This is a genomic window from Actinoallomurus bryophytorum, assembly GCF_006716425.1.
In the GTDB taxonomy this organism is placed as follows: Bacteria; Actinomycetota; Actinomycetes; order Streptosporangiales; family Streptosporangiaceae; genus Actinoallomurus; species Actinoallomurus bryophytorum.
In genome coordinates this window covers 3,873,062-3,889,566 of the sequence record NZ_VFOZ01000001.1, presented here as the reverse complement: position 1 = coordinate 3,889,566, position 16,505 = coordinate 3,873,062, and the positions used below count along the sequence as shown (strand labels likewise).

Here is a 16,505-nt window from a genome sequence, read left to right as displayed (position 1 = left end):
GAGTGCCACGGACAGTGAAGGGAGTCTCTGATGGCAGGCCGCATCATCGCAGCACTGCGGGCCATTGTCGCGACGACGGTGAACGTCCTCGTCCTGCCGTTCCGGGTCTTCGCCCGTCTGCTGGGCCTTTCTCACAAAGGACAGCCGAAGGTGACGCGCAGGTCCAACCACAAGCAGGTCTCGTAGGAACGAAGTGGTGACAGCGAAGCGCCCGGCCGGTTCGGCCGGGCGCTTCGTCTTTTCAGGGTTCAGCAGGTGTCCAGCATGTCGCCGAGCTCGGTGTGGTCCGCGTGGGTCACGGACAGGTGGTACTCATCGGCCACCGCGATGAACTTCTCCGCGTACGTGCACTGGAAGGCCTTGGGCGGCTGCCACTCCGACGGGCCCTTGTCGCTCTTCTGCTCGTTCGGCCGGCCTGAGACGGCGAGCAGGTTGTCGCGGTCGTTGGCCAGATCGGTGCGCTTGAGCTCGGTCCAGTGGTCGGCGCCCATCTGCCAGGCGAGGCCGAGCGGGAAGACGTGGTCGATCTGTACCTCGGTGGCACGGGCCTTGGCGAACACGATGTCTTTTCCGGTGTACGGGTCATCCAGGTCGCCGGAGATCACGACGCACTTGTTGCGTTTCTTCACCTTGGTCAGATCGCGGGAGAGGATGTCGTTGCGAGTGTCGCAGCCATTGTGGTCGACGTCCTTCCAGGCCGGCCCGAACTCATCCCTGCTGTAACCGTTCATCGAGTCCGGCTTGGCGTCCTTGAGTTTCGCCAGCTCTTTGCGTGCGGTGCCCTCCTTGCCCTTGCCGCCCTTGTCCTTGCTCGAGGACTTACCCGAGTGGGAGCCCGAGGGGCCATCACCTGACAGGGACACGTTCCCGGCGCATCCGGCGGCCACGAAGACCGAGACGACCACCGAGGTGACCTTGACTCCAACTCGCCGCGGCACTGGCATATCTCCACCGTCCAAGATCTTTTTGGCGGTGGTATGCCCTCTATATACGGATCTATGCGTATATCGCGGTGAATCGAGCATCGCCGATGGGTGAGGGGTACGGATTGGTCGAAAGTTCTAGCGGCGGCGATACCGTTCTCATCCCTGAGGGGGGTGCCACTAATGCCCAAGGGTGACGACGGGCCGATAGCGGTGCACTAGGTTCGGCGCATGTCCATCATCGCCACGCGGGAGCTGGGTATGCGGTTCCCCGGCGTGCTCGCGCTGGACCAGCTGACCATCGACGTCGAGCCCGGCGTCATCGGGCTGGTCGGGGCCAACGGCGCGGGCAAGTCGACCCTCATCAAGATCCTGCTCGGTCTCCTCGCACCGACGAGCGGACAGGCCAGCGTCCTCGGCCTGGACGCGGTCCGTGACTCGATGAAGATCCGCGAGCGGGTCGGCTACATGCCCGAGAACGACTGCCTGCCCCCCGACGTCTCCGCCACCGAGTTCATCGTGCACGTGGCGCGCGTGTCCGGCCTGCCGGCCAGCGCCGCGCGCGAGCGCGCCGCCGACACCCTGCGCCACGTCGGGCTGTACGAGGAGCGGTACCGGCCGATCGGTGGCTACTCCACCGGCATGCGCCAGCGGGTCAAGCTCGCCCAGGCTCTCGTCCACGATCCCCAGCTCATCTTCCTCGACGAACCCACCAACGGCCTGGATCCCGCGGGCCGCGACGAGATGCTCGCCCTCATCCAGCGCATCGGCGGCCAGTTCGGCATCAGTGTGCTGGTCACCTCCCACCTGCTCGGCGAGCTCGAACGCGTCGCGGACCACCTGGTGATCATCGACGGGGGGCGGCTGCTGCGGTCCCAGGCGGTCACCGACTTCACCCAGGCCAGCGGGGTGCTCGCGGTCGAGATCGAGGACGACCCGGCCAACCGCGACGCACTCGGCGAACGGCTCACCCAGGCCGGGCTGCGCGTCCAGCCCGACGGGCGGCTACTGCTCATCGACATCGCCGGCGAGACCACGTACGACGTCGTGCGTGACAGCGTCGCCGACCTCGGCCTGGCGCTGGTCCGCATGGAGAACCGCCGCCACCGGATCGAAGAGGTCTTCTCCTCATGACGAGCGTCATCCACGACATCGGCTACCGGCACTACGACGGCCCGCGTCTCGGCCGCCCGTACGCCATCCGCTCCCTGTACCTGCACAATCTGCGTGCCGTGTACGGGCTCGGACGGCCCCTCAAATCCAAGATCATGCCGTTCCTGCTCTTCGCGATTATGCTGCTCCCCGCGGCGATCAGCGTCGCGGTCACGGCACTGGCCTCCTCGATCGGGGCCGGCCAGGCGATCAACCTGATCCGCTACGAGTCGTACGCGATCTATCTCCAGCCGCTGATCGCGATCTTCCTGGCCTCGCAGTCGCCCGTGGTGGCCTCGCGTGACCTGCGCTTCCACGTCCTGCCGCTGTACTTCTCACGCCAGCTGTCCCGCCTGGACTACGTGCTGGCCAAGTTCGCCGCGCTCGCCACGGCGCTGATGATCCTCCTGGCCGCCCCGGTCACGATCCTGTTCATCGGCGCGCTCGCCACCCAGCAGAAGCATCTGGGCACCCACGCGCTGCATTACGCGGCCGCCCTCGGCGGCTGCCTGATCCTGGCGATGGTGCTGGCCGCGATCGGCCTGCTCGTGGCGGCCTTCACCCCGCGCCGCGGCCTGGGCGTGACCGCCGTGATGGCGGTCTACCTGGTCAGCACCGCCGCGGTGGGGGCCATGCAGGGCATCGCCGAGGACCAGACCAAGTTCACCCTCGCCCGGTGGGCCGGCATCTTCACCCCCTTCGACCTGGTGGACGGGGTGCAGGTGTGGGCGCTGCGCGTCAAGCACTCCTCCGCGGAGCCCCCGCCCGCCGGTCTCGGCGGAGCGGTGTTCGCGCTCACGTGCGTGGCCATCGTGGCCGGCTCGCTGGCCCTCCTCTACCTGCGGTTCCGGAAGGCGGGCTCCAAATGACCTGTCAGCGCGCGGACGATCTGGAGTCACCGTGAGTGTCCTCGAACTCCGGGATGTCTCCCGGTGGTACGGCAACGTGGTCGCCGTCAACGGCGTGACGATGACCGTCGGGCCGGGCGTCACCGGCCTGCTCGGCCCCAACGGCGCCGGCAAGTCCACGCTCATCCACATGATGGGCGGCTTCCTCGCCCCCTCCAACGGTCAGGTCGGCATCGACGGACAGCGGATCTGGAAGAACCCCTCGGTGTACCGGCACATCGGCCTGGTGCCCGAGCGGGAGGCGGCGTACGACTTCCTCAGCGGACGGCAGTTCGTCCGCTCGATGGCCAAACTGCACAAGCTGTCCGACCCCGACGCGGCGGCCGAACGCGCCCTCGGCATGGTCGAGATGGCCGCCGCGGCGGACCGCGCCATCGGCACGTACTCCAAGGGGATGAAGCAGCGCATCAAGATGGCCTCGGCACTCGTGCACGATCCACCGGTGCTGCTGCTCGACGAGCCGTTCAACGGAATGGACCCCCGTCAGCGACTCCAGCTGATGGACCTGATCCGCAAGATGGCCGCCGAGGGCCGTACGGTGCTGTTCAGCTCGCACATCCTCGAAGAGGTCGAGCGGCTCGCGCACCACATCGAGGTCATCATCGCCGGCCGCCACGCCGCGTCCGGCGACTTCCGCGCCATCCGGCGGCTGATGACCGACCGGCCGCACATGTTCGCCATCCGCTCTAGCGACGACCGCCGCCTGGCGGCCGTGCTGATCGCCGACGACTCGACACGAGGCGTCGAGCTGACCTCGACCGGTCTGCAGGTCGAGGCGGTCGACTTCCTGCGTTTCACCTCGCTCCTCCCCCAGGCGGCCCGCACGGCCGACATCCGGCTGCTCGAGGTCTCCCCGGCCGACGAATCCCTCGAAAGCGTCTTCTCCTACTTGGTGGCCTCTTGACGTCCTCCCACCGCCTGAAAGCGGGGGATTCCAACCCGATGTCCTACGCCGAGGAGGGAACGAGTTGAGGTTCGCGGTTCACGGGCCCGCCCAACGGCCGGCCTCCCCGCGCGGTCACCGTCCGCCCGACGGCGATGTTCTTGGCCGCGTTCACATCCGCGTGATCGGCATGCCCGCAGGCGCGACAGCGAAAGACCGCTTGGCTCTCACGGCTTTCCGCTGCGCAGTGCCCGCAGGCGTTGCAGATCTGGGACGTGTATGCGGGATCGATCCTCTCCGCCCGGCCCGGGGCCTTGTCCTCCAGCCGCATCACCAGCCGCCCCCACCCGGCTGCGTGGATGGACCGGTTCGGTCCCGCCTTGGCCCGCACGTTCCTCCCCGGCACCTCAACGGTGCCACGGGCCGAACGCACCATGGTCTTGATCTTCAGATCTTCGACGCGGACTGTGTCGAAGCGGCGGGCCAGATCAGTGGAGGTCTTCTCCGCCCAGTCCGTACGCCGATCGGTCTCACGGCTCTTCAACCGGCCGATCGCGGTCTTGACACGCTCTCGGCGGTTCGATCCCGGCTTCGCACGAGCCAGCCTCCGCTGGAGCCGCAGCAGACGCTTCGCCTCACCGTCGCGCAGACCGGGTACCGACAACAGCTCGCCGGTCGACAGCGCAGCCGAAACGGTCACACCACGGTCCACTCCCACAACCTCACCGGTGCCCGGTCCGGTCATCGATGGTGGGATCAATGCGAACGCGATATGCCGGCGCCCCGCCCGGTCCCTGGTCACCCGGAGCGACTTGACCTCATCGGGAACCATGCGGGACCAGCGGAACCGCACCCAGCCCACCTTGGGAACCCGCACCTCGCCCATCTTTCGCGACAGACGACGCACATCCCAATGGCGGCCACGCCGCCCGACGATGCGGAACCCTTCATGCCGATCCGCCTTACGCCACGTCGGCCGCCGGTGCGTCCCGGCGAAGAAATGGAACATGGCCTGGGCGAAGTCCCGCAGCGCCTGCTGTTGCACCGTCTGCGATCCCGCGGCCAGCCACCCGAATGCCTTCCTGGCTTCGGTCAGCTGGCGAGAATGCTCCCCATAGCCCGGTGCACCCGCCCGTCCCGGACGCCAGGACGCATGCTGTTCCACCGCAAGATTCCACATGAAACGGGCCTGTGCGCAATGCTCCAGCAACACCTGCTCTTGGGTGTGCGTGGGCTGGAGCCGGAACCGCATGCGAACACGCTATTGACCACCACCGACATTAAGAGGAGGGAGCGGCGTTTCCTCCCCGATCTGACGGCCGGAGTCCTCACGCCGCCCAGCCGATGAACCCCACCATCGCGTACATCACGTTCCGCGGCATGCTCGGACGGCGGCGGGCGTTGCTGCTCTTCCTCCTGCCGGCCGTCCTGCTGCTGCTCAGCATCATCATCCGGCTCACCGGCTACAACGACCTGGACACCGCGACGGGGCTGCTGACAAAGTTCGGCCTGGACGCGCTGCTGCCGCTGCTGGCCCTGCTCGCCGGCACCGGAGTGATCGCCCCGGAGATCGACGACGGCCAGATCATGTACCTCATGACCAAGCCGATCGCGCGCCCGATCATCTCGACCACCAAGTACCTGGTCGCGGTCGCCCTGGTGATCGGCTTCGGTGTGGTGCCGATCTTCATCTCCGCCGTGATCCTGAACGGCCTGACGGCGGGCCTGGCGACGGGCTTCGCCCTCGGTGCCCTCGTGGGCGGCATCGCGTACTGCGCGCTGTTCATCGCCATCGCGGTGCTCAGCCGGTTCGCCGTGACGATCGGGCTGATCTACATCCTGGTGTGGGAGAACCTCCTCGCCAGGTACGCCCCGGGCGCCAGGACGCTGTCGATCCGGCAGTGGGCCATCTCGGTCACCGACCTGGGCACCAACGCGACCGCGGTCACCTCCGAGATCCACGGCTCCACCGCGGTCCCGCTGCTGATCGTCCTGACCATCCTCGGCGTCGTGTTCGCCGGCTGGAAACTGCGCACCCTGGCCATCACCGGCACCGACTAGGGCCTCTCGAAGTCCGCTGTGCGGCGGTCCGTACGTGGTGAGGTCTCCGGTGTTCAGGGTTCATCGACCAGACGAATCCGAACACCGGAGACCTCGTACTCTCACCCCAGCGACGGGTCGCCTCTGCGAGCGGTGAGCACGAGATAGCCGATCTGGGTCCCCATGGCGTCGGCCAGCCATCGTGCGGCCAGTTCGATCATTTCGAGGAGGCCGGGCGGGCAGACCTCGGCGACGGACGACCTCCGCTCCGTCAGTCTGTGCAAGAACATCTCCGTGGATCGTGCCGTCCGCGCCGTGACGTCGGTGACCTCCACGCCCTCGAACCCGGCCTGCCGGACCAGCTCGCCGACGTCAGGGGGGAGCATGGCGAAGGGCGATCGCGAGCCTGCCTCGTACTCGAACAGGTCCGCGATGGCGAGCCGGCCACCGGGCCGGAGCAGGCGCGCCACCTCGCGCAGCGCCCCGAGTTTGTCCGGCATGTGCAGCAGCGATTCGATCATGCAGGCGGCATCGAAGGAGCTCTCGGGAAACGACATCTCCATGAGGTCGGCCAGAAGATACTCCTGGCCGGGTTCCGCCCTGGCGGAGGCGGTCGCGCGTTGCCTCTCGCTGAGAGTGATCCCGACGACGCCGCAACCGTTCTCGCGAGCCAGCAGCGCGGCAGGCTGGCCGGTGCCGCAACCGACGTCGAGGAGCCGGTCGCCGGGGCCGAGGTCCAGTCCGGCGCCGATGAGGCGGGTGAGTCCGTCTTGGGCCTGCTCGAAGGTGAGGTGCTCGGCGCCGTCCGGCCAGTAGCCAAGGTGGATGGCGTCTCCCAGGAGTAACGCCGTCGTGTCGGCTACCTCGTCGTAGAACCGGCCGACCTGCCGAGCGGTGACTTCCGACATCGCGTCGATCTCCTTTGGAGTTCGGGGCTGCTCCATGAATGCTCTCCCACTTGGGGGTGGCGCATCTTGTGGACGCCGCCGCCGATCTGGGGACGTACGTCGTGACGGGACCACAGACGGCGGAAGTCCTCGCTCCGGGCCGAAAGCTCTCCCACGAGCTCCGTCAGCCGGGGATCGTCGACGTCCGGGCCGACCAGGCGCCGGCAGGGCCGACACGGCGTCCCCCGCTCTCGTCTCCCATTCCGGGAAGAGATCTCGCACGGTCGGGTCGAGGAAGGCCGTGCGCACGATGTCGGCCTCCGGGCAGAACATCGGCGACAGCGTCATCGCCGGTGGGTTCGCGGCGAGGATGTCCATGTAGCGGCCCTGGACGTAGGCGGGCGTCCGCTGCCAGGAGTCGAGCAGCCGCTCGATGCCGGGCCGTAGGTGCTCGGAGCGGCGTTGTCACCGTCGCCGCCTCGGCGCGGGCCTGGCGAGGTCGTGCAGGTGGGCGGTCGCGTCGTGGTCCAGCCACAGGGCGCCGGCGACCGCGTCCAGCACCTGTGCGGACGGGTGATGGTCACGGCCCTGCTCCAGCCGCGTGTAGTACTCGGTGCTGATGCCCCGAGCATCGCGAGCTGCGCCGCGCCCACGCGATCCACCCGATCGCGGCCGTACAGTCGGAGTACTCGGTGTGGACGCGCGACCCCGAGACCACGGTGCTCGGCGCGCTGCGCGAGCTGGGCGTCGGCCTGGTGGCCTACTCGCCGCTCGGGCGAGGCTTCCTCGCCGGGACCGTCGATGTGGACTCTCTGGGCGCCGAGAACGCCCGGCGCCGTCTCCCTCGCTTCGCCGCCGAGGCGGCACGGGCGAACACGAGCATCGCCGAGGCCAGGCAGGTCACGGCGGCGCAGGTCGCGCTGGCCTGGGTGAGCGCGCAGGCGCCGAGGCTCGGGGTGCCGGTCGTGCCGATCCCGGGCACCAAGAACGCACACCGGCTGGAGCAGAACGCCGCCGCGCTCGACGCCGGTCTGTCGGCCGAGGACCTCACCACACTCGACGCGCTGGCCGGCCAGGTCGTCGACGCTCGTTACTGAGGTGGATCGGGTACGGACCGCCCGGTCCGTACCCGGGTCTCACAGGGCGGTGCGGACGACCTCGGCGAGGCGCTCGGCCAGGGCTCGGGCCTGCTCCTCGTGGGTGGCCTCGACCATGACGCGGACCATCGGCTCGGTGCCGCTGGGGCGGATCAGGACCCGCCCGGACTCGCCGAGCTCGGCCTCGACGGCCTCGACGGCCGCGGAGAGCTCCGGTGAGGTCTTCGCGCGGGACTTGTCGACGTTCTTGACGTTGATGAGGACCTGCGGCAGGCGGGTCATCACCTTCGCCAGCTCGTCCAGCGGCCGGCCGCGGCCGGCGACCGTGGCCAGCAGGTGCAGGCCGGTCAGGACGCCGTCCCCGGTGGTGGCGTGGTCGAGCATGATCACGTGGCCGGACTGCTCACCGCCGAAGGAGTAGCCGCCCGCTTTCATGGCCTCCAGGACGTACCGGTCGCCGACGGTCGTCTCGACGACGTTGAGGCCCTCCTCGCGCATGGCGAGCTTGAAACCCAGGTTGGACATGACCGTCGCCACGACCGTGTCGTGGGGAAGGCGGCCGGACTCGCGGAGCTCGACCGCCAGGATCGCCATGATCTGGTCACCGTCGATCGCCTCGCCCGAGGCGGTGACGGCCAGGCAGCGGTCGGCGTCGCCGTCGTGGGCGATGCCGACGTCGGCACCGTGCTCGATCACGGCACGCTGCAGGGACTCCAGGTGGGTGGAGCCGCAGCCGTCGTTGATGTTCAGGCCGTCCGGGGAGGCGCCGATGGCGACGACGCTGGCACCGGCGCGGCGCATCGCCTCGGGCGAGACGCCGGACGCGGCGCCGTGCGCGCAGTCCACCACGACCCGTACGCCGTCGAGCGAGCCCGGCAGCGTGGACAGCAGATGCGCGATGTAGCTCTCGACCTCGCCCTGGGCCTCGCGTACGCGGCCGACTCGGGAGCCGGTCGGGCCGGCCCAGTCCTCACCGAGATGGGCCTCGATCTGGTCCTCGATCTGGTCGGCGAGCTTGTGCCCACCGCGCCCGAAGAACTTGATGCCGTTGTCGGGCGCGGGGTTGTGCGAGGCCGACAGCATGACGCCGAGGTCGGCGCCGAGTGACTGCGTGAGGTAGGCGACGGCGGGCGTCGGGAGTACGCCGAGGCGGAGCACGTCGACGCCGGCCGAGGCCAGCCCGGCCACGACGGCGGCCTCGAGGAACTCACCGGAGGCGCGCGGATCCCGGCCCACGACGGCGACCGGGCGGTGTCCTTCGAAGGCGCCCACCTCGCCGAGCACGCGTGCGGCCGCGACCGACAGGTCGAGGGCGAGCCGGGCCGTCAGGTCACGGTTGGCGACCCCACGAATACCGTCGGTTCCGAACAGACGTGACACTGTTAACACCCCACGGTCGCGCATGGAACGGCCGGCCCGCCGGCCCTAGAACAAAGCGATCGGCGGTCCCGTGGATTTACGGAACCGCCGAAGTCCTGTGCGGCGATTCCGCCCGGCAGAGCCGGACCGGTGGATCGCCGCACAGGGCCGATCAACGCTTGCTGTACTGCGGAGCCTTACGTGCCTTCTTCAGGCCGTACTTCTTGCGCTCCTTCGCCCGCGGGTCACGGGTGAGGAAGCCGGCCTTCTTGAGCGGCGGGCGGTTGTCGGCGTCGACGAGCTGCAGCGAACGGGCGATGCCCAGGCGCAGCGCGCCGGCCTGGCCGGTGACGCCACCGCCGTGGACCAGCGCGATCACGTCGAACTGGTCCTCGAGGCTCAGCGTCACGAACGGCTCGTTCACGACCTGCTGGTGGACCTTGTTGGGGAAGTACGCGTCGAGAGTACGACCGTTGATCGTCCACTTCCCGGTGCCCGGGACGATGCGGACGCGCGCGATGGCCTGCTTGCGGCGCCCGGTGGCGGCGGCCGGACCGGTCAGCACCGGTTGGGGGGTCTCCTCGGCGACGACCTCAGCGGACTCGGAGGTGTAGTCCCCCACGTACTCTTCGAACTCGGCGGCGCCCTCGATGGGCGTCTCGACACCGGTGGACTCAGCCACAGGACTCCTCAGGATCTGTTCTCGACGCCGCGCGTCACTGCGCGATCTGCTTGATGTCGTAGGGCACCGGCTGCTGGGCCTGGTGCGGGTGCTCGGGACCGGCGTAGACCTTCAGCTTGCTGAACATCTGCCGACCCAGCGTGTTTTTGGGGAGCATGCCCTTGATCGCCTTCTCGACGGCGCGCTCCGGGTGCTTCTCCATGAGGTCGGAGTAGGCGATCGCGCGCAGGCCGCCGGGGTAACCCGAGTGGCGGTAGGCCTTCTTCTGCTCCAGCTTCTTGCCCGACACCGCCACCTTGCCGGCGTTGACGATGATCACGAAGTCGCCCGTGTCGAGGTGTGGCGCATAGATGGGCTTGTGCTTACCCCGAAGCAACGTCGCGACCTGGCTGGCGAGCCGACCCAGCACGACATCGGTCGCGTCGATGACGTGCCACTGACGTTCGACGTCAGTGGGCTTAGGGGTGTAGGTGCGCACGGTCGTAAGCCTTCGTTTCGTGGTCTGACAACAGAGACAGGATTGCGGGACGGGCGACGTCCGTCGCAGGCCCGATGGTCAAGCGACCCGAAGTACGGGCACGCTGACGCACACAACGAACTGGCAGGATACCGGCCCGCTTACGTGCGGGTCAAAGCGGGCGGCGTCAGCCGTCCCCTGCCATCGCTTTGGACGATCATGCGTTCGTCCTTTTTACAGCATATAGCAGGTATTACTCCAGAACGGCGCGCTCGATGGTGGTTAGCACCTCTATAGTGCTGCTCCTCCGCAGCCCCCTGGAGGACCCCCTGTCCGCCAAGCGTTCGATCCCCATCAGGCGCCGCGTCCAGGCGTTCGTGATCCTGGCGATCGCGTTCTTCGTCGCCGCCGGGTTCGCCGCCAACCGCTACGTGACCGCGTCGCATCCCTCACCCGCCGACCAGCCCGTCACGGACTCCGCAGTGGTCCCGAGCCCGGAGGGTTCGGCCGTGAAGCCACCGACCTCGGCTCCCTCCCACGGCAAGCCGCGTGCGCACCGCTCCAGCCACCGCCCCCTGGCGGCGGCCGAGGTCGTCCGCACCGCGAAGCCGAAGCCGAAGGGCGGCACCGCCGCGACCCCGGGCAAGAACCTGTCCGCCGAGGCCCAGGCCGTACAGCTGACGAACGTCCAGCGCACCAAGAACGGCTGCTCGGCCCTGCGCGTCGACTCGCGCCTGCGCACCGCCGCCCGCGCACACTCCAAGGACATGCACGTCCGCAACTACTTCGAGCACAACTCCCCCGACGGCAAGACGCCGTGGGACCGGATCAAGGCGGCCGGCTACACCCAGGCGGGCGCCGAGAACATCGCCGAGGGATACGCCACGGCACAGGCGGTCGTCACCGGCTGGATGAACAGTCCGGGACACCGGGCGAACATCTTGAACTGCAGCCTCAAGGCGGTCGGAATCGGCGTCGAGTACGGCTCGGGAGGGCCGTGGTGGACGCAGGACTTCGGCTTTCAGTAAACGCCTGATCACCTGATACAAGCCGGTAAGGTCGCATTCATGTCTTATCCGGGTGATCCACAGCAACCCGGCGGCTGGGGGACTCCCCGGCCGCCGCAGTCGCCGTACGGCCCGGTCGAGGACCAGGCCGGCGGCCCACCGGCAGGTGGCCCGTACGAGGATCCGTACGGCGGGCCGCCACGCGACTCCGGCTTCGGCCCGGGGCCCGGCTCCGGGTTCGGACCGGGCGGGCCGGGCGGACCGGGCGGTTCCTTCGGATCGGAGCAGCCGGACCCGTACGGCGGCGGTCCCTTCGACCGCGGGCCGTCCTTCGGCGCCGAGTCGCCGGACCCGTACGGGGGCGGTCAGGACCCGTACGGCGGGGGTCAGGACCCGTACGGCGGCGGCCAGGACTCTTACGGCGGCGGCCCGGGAGGATACGACCCCGGCGAGGACGGCGGCGGGTCCGGCTCGAACCGCAAGCGAGTGATCATCGGCGCGGCCGTCGCGGCCGGGGTCCTGGTGGTCGGCGGTGCGGCCTTCGCGCTCACCTCCGGCGGCGGTGACAAGGCCAAACCCGAGGCCGCCCCGACGGGCACCCCCTCCTCCACCAAGCCGACCCCCACCCCGACTCCGTCGCCCACCGAGACGGGCCGCGGCGAACGCCTGCGCACCCGGGCGACCGACCCCAGGCCGCTCACTCTCAACGAGATCTTCAAGGCCCGGTCGTTCAAGGCGAGCGGCCGCCGCTACGTCATGACGGCGCGCCGGGCCGAGCGCAAGTGCTCTCCGCCGACCCACGGCACGAACTTCCGCAAGGCGCTCGCCAGGGGCGGCTGCACGCAGGTGCTGCGGGCCACGTTCAGCAACGGGAAGCTGATCGGCACGATCGGTGTGATCAACCTCAGGACGCAGACCGGGGCCACCTCTGTGCAGGCCACCTCGCGTCAGAAGGACGCGTTCATCCTCGCGCTGCCCGGCTCCGGAACCACGAAGAAGATCGGCCAGGGCCTGTCGCTGACCACCGCGGAGGTGGACGGCCACTACCTCATCATGAGCTGGGTGCAGTACCCGAACGGCAAGAAGATCGCCACCCGCGACTACTCTGCGGTGACCGCTTTTGTGCGCAGCACGACGTATGGCAGCAATCTGCGCACAGCCCTGAACTATCGGTCAATGGAGGGCAAACCGTCATGAACATGGTCGTCTACTAATACTCTGGTGACCCATGTCTGGCCATGACGAGACTTTCGTTCCTCCCGACGAGGGGGAAGCGAAGCTTCCGCCGCACCCGACACACGCTCCGCCGAACTTCGGACAGAGCTCGGTGGCGGGCAAGCCTTCAGTCGTTTTCCAGACCGCCGACACACAACCGGGCACCAGCGTCTTCTCCGGGTCGTCGGTGGCATCCGACGCCGAGGAGACCATGACCCCCCCGCCCCGCAAGCGTCCCGGCGCCGCCACGCCGGACGCACAGCAGCCCGCGAACCCGCATGAGGCCGCGGACGGTACACCGCCGCCGAACGGCACCGCCCCGAGCAACGGAACCCATGCCGCCCCGGGCCGCCACGCCGCCCGCGTCCAGCCCCATCCGCAGGCCGAGCAGACGATCGCCGACACGTCGTCCTACGGTGAGCCCGCCCCAGAGTCGTCATACGGCACACCGGTGCCCGAGGCGGAGCGGACGGTCGCCGAGGCGACGGGCGACCACGGCCGTACGCCCGGGGCCTCGCCGTACGGGGCCCCGCTCCCTGAGGCGGAGCGAACGGTCACCGACCATCCGGGCAAGGCGCGCCCCGGCGTCCCGCCGTACGCCGATCCCGGCTCCTCCCGCCCCAGCGGCACCCCGCCCTACGGCACCGGCTTCCCCACCCCCGGCACGGACTCCACCAGCGCCACCGGTGCCGCCAACGGCGCGGGCACACCGCCCTACAGCGCCGGTCTCCCCACCCCTGGCACGGACCCCGCGAGCGCCACCGGCGGCGCGGGGTACTCCCCGACAGGCGCGGGCACGCCCCCCTACGGCGCCGGTTTCCCGGCCACCGACGCGGACCCCGCGAGCACCACCGGTTCCGCGAACGGCCCGGGACGTACCCCCACAGGAGCGGCCACGCCGCCCTACAGCACCGGTCTCCCCATCCCCAGCACGGACTCCGCAGGCGCGGGCACTCCGCCCTACAGCGCCGGATTCCCTGCCCCCGGCGCAGACCCCGCAGGGGCGGGCACGCCGCCGTACGGTGCCGGTTTTCCCGCTCCCGGCGCGGACCCCGCGAGCGCCGACGGCGCGGGACGTACCCCCAGAGGGGCGGGCACGCCGCCGTACGGCACTCCCGTGAGCGATGCCCCGGCCGCCCGCGCGGACCGTGCGAGCGCCGCCGGCGCAGCGAACCCCTACGGCACACCTTCCTCCGCGACCGGTTCCCACGTTCCCGACGCGGGACGCACCGGTGCAGGCGCCGGCACGCCGCCCACCGGCACCCCCATCCCCGGCGCGGACCGCGTGAACGGCACCGGCGCCTCTCACGAGGCGCCTTCTCCTGGGATCGGCGGCCGGGACTCGCACGGCACCGGTATGCCCTCCTTCGACGCGTCCGGCCTCGGCTCGGCGGGCGCCGGCGGGAGGTACGGGGAAACGCCCGGCGGTACGGGCACGCCGCCGCCCGGTGCCGGGAGCCCGCCGTTCCCGGACGGCCGGATGAACGGCTCCTCCGACCCCGCCGAAGATGGCGGCGAACCCGCCTCGGGCCACGGCGCCCCGGCGGGCGAGGCCGGCGCCCCGTCCATGACCTTCGAGGACACGGACGGCCGGCTGACACTGGCCCTCGCCAAGCTCGGCCCCGGCGCGTCCTCGGCGACGCCCGGCCCGGAGCTGACCCCGGACGCGATCCTTCCGCCCGGCACGCCGCCGGAGGCCCCTCCGGAGCCTCCCCACGATCTCGGCGAGACGGCCACCGGCCCGATCCCGCGACTCGGCTCCGGAGCGTCGTTCCCCGGCGGTCCGGGCATGGCACCGCCCGGAGGCGGCCACGAAGGCTCCTCAGCAGCCCGCAGAGCCCTGCTGGTGGGCGGAGGCCTCGTAGCGGCCCTCGTGCTAGGTGGGGGCGGCGCTCTGGCCGTCACAACGCTCTCCGGGGGTTCGGGCAACGATCACAAGGTCGTCCAGCCCCCGCCACCGCCGCCCGCGACGACCCAGGCCCTGCCGACGCCGACGCCGACTCCGTCGAAGACCAAGGCGAAGCACAAGCCCAAGGCCGTACCGGTCGACATCCGGGACGAGAAGAAGGACCCCAGGCCGCTGACCGTCGTCGAGGTCTTCCCGCACTCGACGCTGACGCTGGCGAAGAACAAGTTCATCCGCGCCAAGACGGTCATCAACGACCAGTGCTCGCTGACGGCCAACGGTCCCTTCGCCGCGGAGCTGACCCGTGAGCACTGCCGCCGGGTCGTCCGCGCGACCTTCGTCTCCGATGACAAGAAGCTCGCCGTGACGGCCGGTGTGGCGGTGATGCCGACCGACGCCGCCGCGAGGGCGGCGCTGAAGGTCCAGGACCCGGCACACTACGAGTGGTTCCGCGGCATGAAGGCCACCGGCGCCCCCAAGATCGACCAGGCGGGCGGCTACGCCACGAGCACCCTGCGGGGCCGCTACATCATCTACGCGTACGCGACGTACGCCGACGGCCACAAGCCGAAGAGCGACGACAAGACGCTGAAGGCCGTGGGCGTCGCGTTCCGCGACTCGGCCGCACGCCCCGTCGCCCGCCGCGCCAAGCACTGACGCCCCGCCTCAGCCCGCGCCCGGCTCGCCCGCCGACGGACCGCGCCAGGGTCGGCCCAGGCATCCCTCACCAGATGGGCATCCCTCGCCCGGGGCCCCTGGGCGTCGTTTGAACCCGTTCCCACGTCCGCTCGCGTGGGGCGGCAGGCCACCACGCGCCCTCCGCCCCTTCGGGTAGAGCGGTAGCCCACCACGCGCGCTCCGCCCGTCCGGGTGGGGCGGTAGCCCTCCGCCCCTTCGGGTAGAGCGGTAGCCCACCACGCGCGCTCCGCCCGTCCGGGTGGGCGGTAGCCCTCCGCCCCTTCGGATGGAGCGGTAGCCCACCACGCGCCCTCCGCCGGTCCGGGCGGGAGGGTAGCCCACCACATGCCCTCCGCCCTTTCGCGTGGGCAGTCACCATCGCGTTCCCTCCGCCGCTCGCCGCTCGCCGCCCGGCGAGCGGCGCGGAGGACGGCGCCACCGAGATTGCCGCCGCGGCCGACCGCGGCGGCGTGCGGCGGAAGTCTCCGGACCATACGGTCTCCGATGCGAGTGCCCGGGCGACGAACTTCGCTACAGGCCCGTAATCGCCCGCCCCCGATACGCGGGCCGACCAGTCTACCGAGGGCGGTGATGGGCCGGCCACCGGGCCTACCGCAGCCGGTGACGGGCCGGTCCCCCTCCGAGGTGACCAGGTCTCCGGAGGTGGCGGAATCCTGGGCGGCGCGACCCGGCGGCGCGCGGACTCCCTACGCTGATCGGCGGAGAGTCCCTCCCAGATCTCCGGCTCTCGCCAACAGGAGGTAACCCATGCGCAAGATCGTGGCCGGGCTGGCCATCACGCTGGACGGGGTCGTGGACTCCCCATCGGGGAACTGGATGATGTTCAACGACGAGATGCGGGAGATCATCGACGCGGGCGTCGCCGAGGCGGACGCCATCCTGCTCGGCCGCCGGACCTATCTGGAGTTCGCCGAGATGTGGCCCCGCCTGGGCAGCGACGTCCCGATGGCCGGCTTCATGAACGACACTCCCAAGTACGTCGCCTCCAGCACCCTGCGTACCGTCGACTGGGCCGGCTCCACGCTGCTCACCGGCGACCTCGCCACCGAGCTCACCGAGCTGAAGCGGCGCCCCGGCAAGAACATCCAGGTTCCCGGCAGCCCCCGGCTGGTGCGCTCGCTCCTGTGCGACGGGCTGCTGGACGAACTCTCGCTCATGATCCACCCGATCGTGCTCGGCACCGGGGCGCGGCTCTTCGACGGCGAGACCGACCGGATGGAGCTCAAGCTCCAGGACTCCAGGACCCTCGGCACCGGGGTCGTCTCGGTGACGTACGTGCGTGTCTAGGCG

The 16,505-nt window shown here is 70.1% G+C and carries 17 protein-coding genes and 1 pseudogene; 10 read left to right on the top strand and 8 right to left on the bottom strand.

Going from position 1 to position 16,505, the window contains the following annotated elements; translation table 11 throughout:
* Positions 1-30: 30 nt before the first annotated feature.
* Positions 31-186 (top strand): hypothetical protein, encoded by a 156-nt coding sequence (locus tag FB559_RS43960; protein ID WP_185792283.1) that lies wholly within the window; start codon positions 31-33, stop codon positions 184-186.
* A gap of 62 nt (positions 187-248) precedes the next feature.
* Here FB559_RS43960 and FB559_RS18445 read toward each other — a convergent pair whose 3' ends face one another.
* Complete coding sequence (locus tag FB559_RS18445) at positions 249-938, bottom strand: HNH endonuclease family protein (protein WP_246121715.1); 690 nt, start codon at positions 936-938, stop codon at positions 249-251.
* 216 nt (positions 939-1,154) lie between these two features.
* Between FB559_RS18445 and FB559_RS18440 the strand changes: the two genes are divergently transcribed.
* Genes FB559_RS18440 through FB559_RS18430 form a run of 3 tightly spaced genes read left to right on the top strand, consistent with a single transcriptional unit; the run spans position 1,155 to position 3,887 of the window.
* Complete coding sequence (locus tag FB559_RS18440; RefSeq protein ID WP_141956774.1) at positions 1,155-2,057, top strand: ABC transporter ATP-binding protein; 903 nt, start codon at positions 1,155-1,157, stop codon at positions 2,055-2,057.
* Positions 2,054-2,944: an ABC transporter permease gene (locus FB559_RS18435; RefSeq protein ID WP_141956773.1), complete on the top strand. Its 891-nt coding sequence runs from the start codon at positions 2,054-2,056 to the stop codon at positions 2,942-2,944. The genes FB559_RS18440 and FB559_RS18435 overlap by 4 nt, the downstream gene beginning before the upstream one ends.
* 31 nt (positions 2,945-2,975) lie before the next feature.
* Positions 2,976-3,887 carry an ABC transporter ATP-binding protein gene (locus FB559_RS18430; RefSeq protein ID WP_141956772.1) on the top strand — a complete coding sequence of 304 codons (912 nt, stop codon included), beginning with the start codon at positions 2,976-2,978 and terminating at the stop codon, positions 3,885-3,887.
* 43 nt (positions 3,888-3,930) lie between these two features.
* Here the strand turns inward: FB559_RS18430 and FB559_RS18425 are convergent, their stop codons facing one another.
* Positions 3,931-5,118, bottom strand: coding sequence for an RNA-guided endonuclease InsQ/TnpB family protein (locus tag FB559_RS18425; RefSeq protein ID WP_141956771.1), 1,188 nt, complete (start codon positions 5,116-5,118; stop codon positions 3,931-3,933).
* Between the two features lie 92 nt (positions 5,119-5,210).
* On the opposite strand from FB559_RS18425, the gene FB559_RS18420 reads away from it, so the two are divergent.
* A complete protein-coding gene (locus FB559_RS18420; RefSeq protein WP_141956770.1) occupies positions 5,211-5,927 on the top strand; it encodes an ABC transporter permease in 717 nt (238 codons plus the stop codon).
* Between the two features lie 101 nt (positions 5,928-6,028).
* On the opposite strand, the gene FB559_RS18415 is transcribed toward FB559_RS18420, so the two are convergent.
* From FB559_RS18415 to FB559_RS46745, 3 genes and pseudogenes are all read right to left on the bottom strand, one after another.
* Positions 6,029-6,814 (bottom strand): SAM-dependent methyltransferase, encoded by a 786-nt coding sequence (locus FB559_RS18415; protein ID WP_185792282.1) that lies wholly within the window; start codon positions 6,812-6,814, stop codon positions 6,029-6,031.
* Positions 6,766-7,011, bottom strand: coding sequence for an MmyB family transcriptional regulator (locus FB559_RS46750; RefSeq protein ID WP_425455117.1), 246 nt, complete (start codon positions 7,009-7,011; stop codon positions 6,766-6,768). Before FB559_RS46750 ends, FB559_RS18415 begins: the two co-directional genes overlap by 49 nt.
* 19 nt (positions 7,012-7,030) lie before the next feature.
* A pseudogene (locus FB559_RS46745) lies at positions 7,031-7,228 on the bottom strand (MmyB family transcriptional regulator); the annotation flags it as partial.
* A gap of 203 nt (positions 7,229-7,431) precedes the next feature.
* On the opposite strand from FB559_RS46745, the gene FB559_RS18410 reads away from it, so the two are divergent.
* Positions 7,432-7,890 carry an aldo/keto reductase gene (locus FB559_RS18410; protein ID WP_141956768.1) on the top strand — a complete coding sequence of 153 codons (459 nt, stop codon included), beginning with the start codon at positions 7,432-7,434 and terminating at the stop codon, positions 7,888-7,890.
* Positions 7,891-7,929: 39 nt separating this feature from the next.
* Here FB559_RS18410 and glmM read toward each other — a convergent pair whose 3' ends face one another.
* The 3 genes from glmM to rplM all read right to left on the bottom strand — a co-directional run bounded on the left by glmM (position 7,930) and on the right by rplM (position 10,409).
* The gene (gene glmM / locus FB559_RS18405; protein ID WP_141956767.1) at positions 7,930-9,270 is read right to left on the bottom strand and encodes a phosphoglucosamine mutase; all 1,341 of its coding nucleotides are present in this window, start codon (positions 9,268-9,270) and stop codon (positions 7,930-7,932) included.
* 151 nt (positions 9,271-9,421) lie between these two features.
* Positions 9,422-9,931, bottom strand: coding sequence for a 30S ribosomal protein S9 (rpsI, locus tag FB559_RS18400; RefSeq protein ID WP_141956766.1), 510 nt, complete (start codon positions 9,929-9,931; stop codon positions 9,422-9,424).
* 34 nt (positions 9,932-9,965) lie between these two features.
* Positions 9,966-10,409, bottom strand: coding sequence for a 50S ribosomal protein L13 (gene rplM / locus FB559_RS18395; protein WP_141956765.1), 444 nt, complete (start codon positions 10,407-10,409; stop codon positions 9,966-9,968).
* 254 nt (positions 10,410-10,663) lie between these two features.
* Between rplM and FB559_RS18390 the strand changes: the two genes are divergently transcribed.
* The 4 genes from FB559_RS18390 (at position 10,664) to FB559_RS18375 (ending at position 16,502) form a co-directional block, all read left to right on the top strand.
* Entirely contained in the window at positions 10,664-11,416 is a 753-nt protein-coding gene (locus FB559_RS18390; RefSeq protein WP_141956764.1) for a CAP domain-containing protein, read from the top strand.
* Positions 11,417-11,455: 39 nt separating this feature from the next.
* Positions 11,456-12,592 carry a hypothetical protein gene (locus FB559_RS18385; protein ID WP_141956763.1) on the top strand — a complete coding sequence of 379 codons (1,137 nt, stop codon included), beginning with the start codon at positions 11,456-11,458 and terminating at the stop codon, positions 12,590-12,592.
* A 229-nt stretch (positions 12,593-12,821) separates the two neighbouring features.
* Complete coding sequence (locus FB559_RS18380) at positions 12,822-15,173, top strand: hypothetical protein (RefSeq protein ID WP_141956762.1); 2,352 nt, start codon at positions 12,822-12,824, stop codon at positions 15,171-15,173.
* Positions 15,174-15,962: 789 nt separating this feature from the next.
* Complete coding sequence (locus FB559_RS18375) at positions 15,963-16,502, top strand: dihydrofolate reductase family protein (RefSeq protein ID WP_141956761.1); 540 nt, start codon at positions 15,963-15,965, stop codon at positions 16,500-16,502.
* Positions 16,503-16,505 lie beyond the last annotated feature (3 nt).

Coding starts and splice junctions, on each gene's coding strand:
- FB559_RS43960 (WP_185792283.1), top strand. CDS start 31: ATGGCAGGCCGCATCATCGCAGCACTGCGGGCCATTGTCGCGACGACG.
- FB559_RS18440 (WP_141956774.1), top strand. CDS start 1,155: ATGTCCATCATCGCCACGCGGGAGCTGGGTATGCGGTTCCCCGGCGTG.
- FB559_RS18435 (WP_141956773.1), top strand. CDS start 2,054: ATGACGAGCGTCATCCACGACATCGGCTACCGGCACTACGACGGCCCG.
- FB559_RS18425 (WP_141956771.1), bottom strand. CDS start 5,118: ATGCGGTTCCGGCTCCAGCCCACGCACACCCAAGAGCAGGTGTTGCTG.
- FB559_RS18420 (WP_141956770.1), top strand. CDS start 5,211: ATGAACCCCACCATCGCGTACATCACGTTCCGCGGCATGCTCGGACGG.
- FB559_RS18415 (WP_185792282.1), bottom strand. CDS start 6,814: ATGTCGGAAGTCACCGCTCGGCAGGTCGGCCGGTTCTACGACGAGGTA.
- FB559_RS18390 (WP_141956764.1), top strand. CDS start 10,664: ATGGTGGTTAGCACCTCTATAGTGCTGCTCCTCCGCAGCCCCCTGGAG.
- FB559_RS18385 (WP_141956763.1), top strand. CDS start 11,456: ATGTCTTATCCGGGTGATCCACAGCAACCCGGCGGCTGGGGGACTCCC.
- FB559_RS18380 (WP_141956762.1), top strand. CDS start 12,822: ATGACCCCCCCGCCCCGCAAGCGTCCCGGCGCCGCCACGCCGGACGCA.
- FB559_RS18375 (WP_141956761.1), top strand. CDS start 15,963: ATGCGCAAGATCGTGGCCGGGCTGGCCATCACGCTGGACGGGGTCGTG.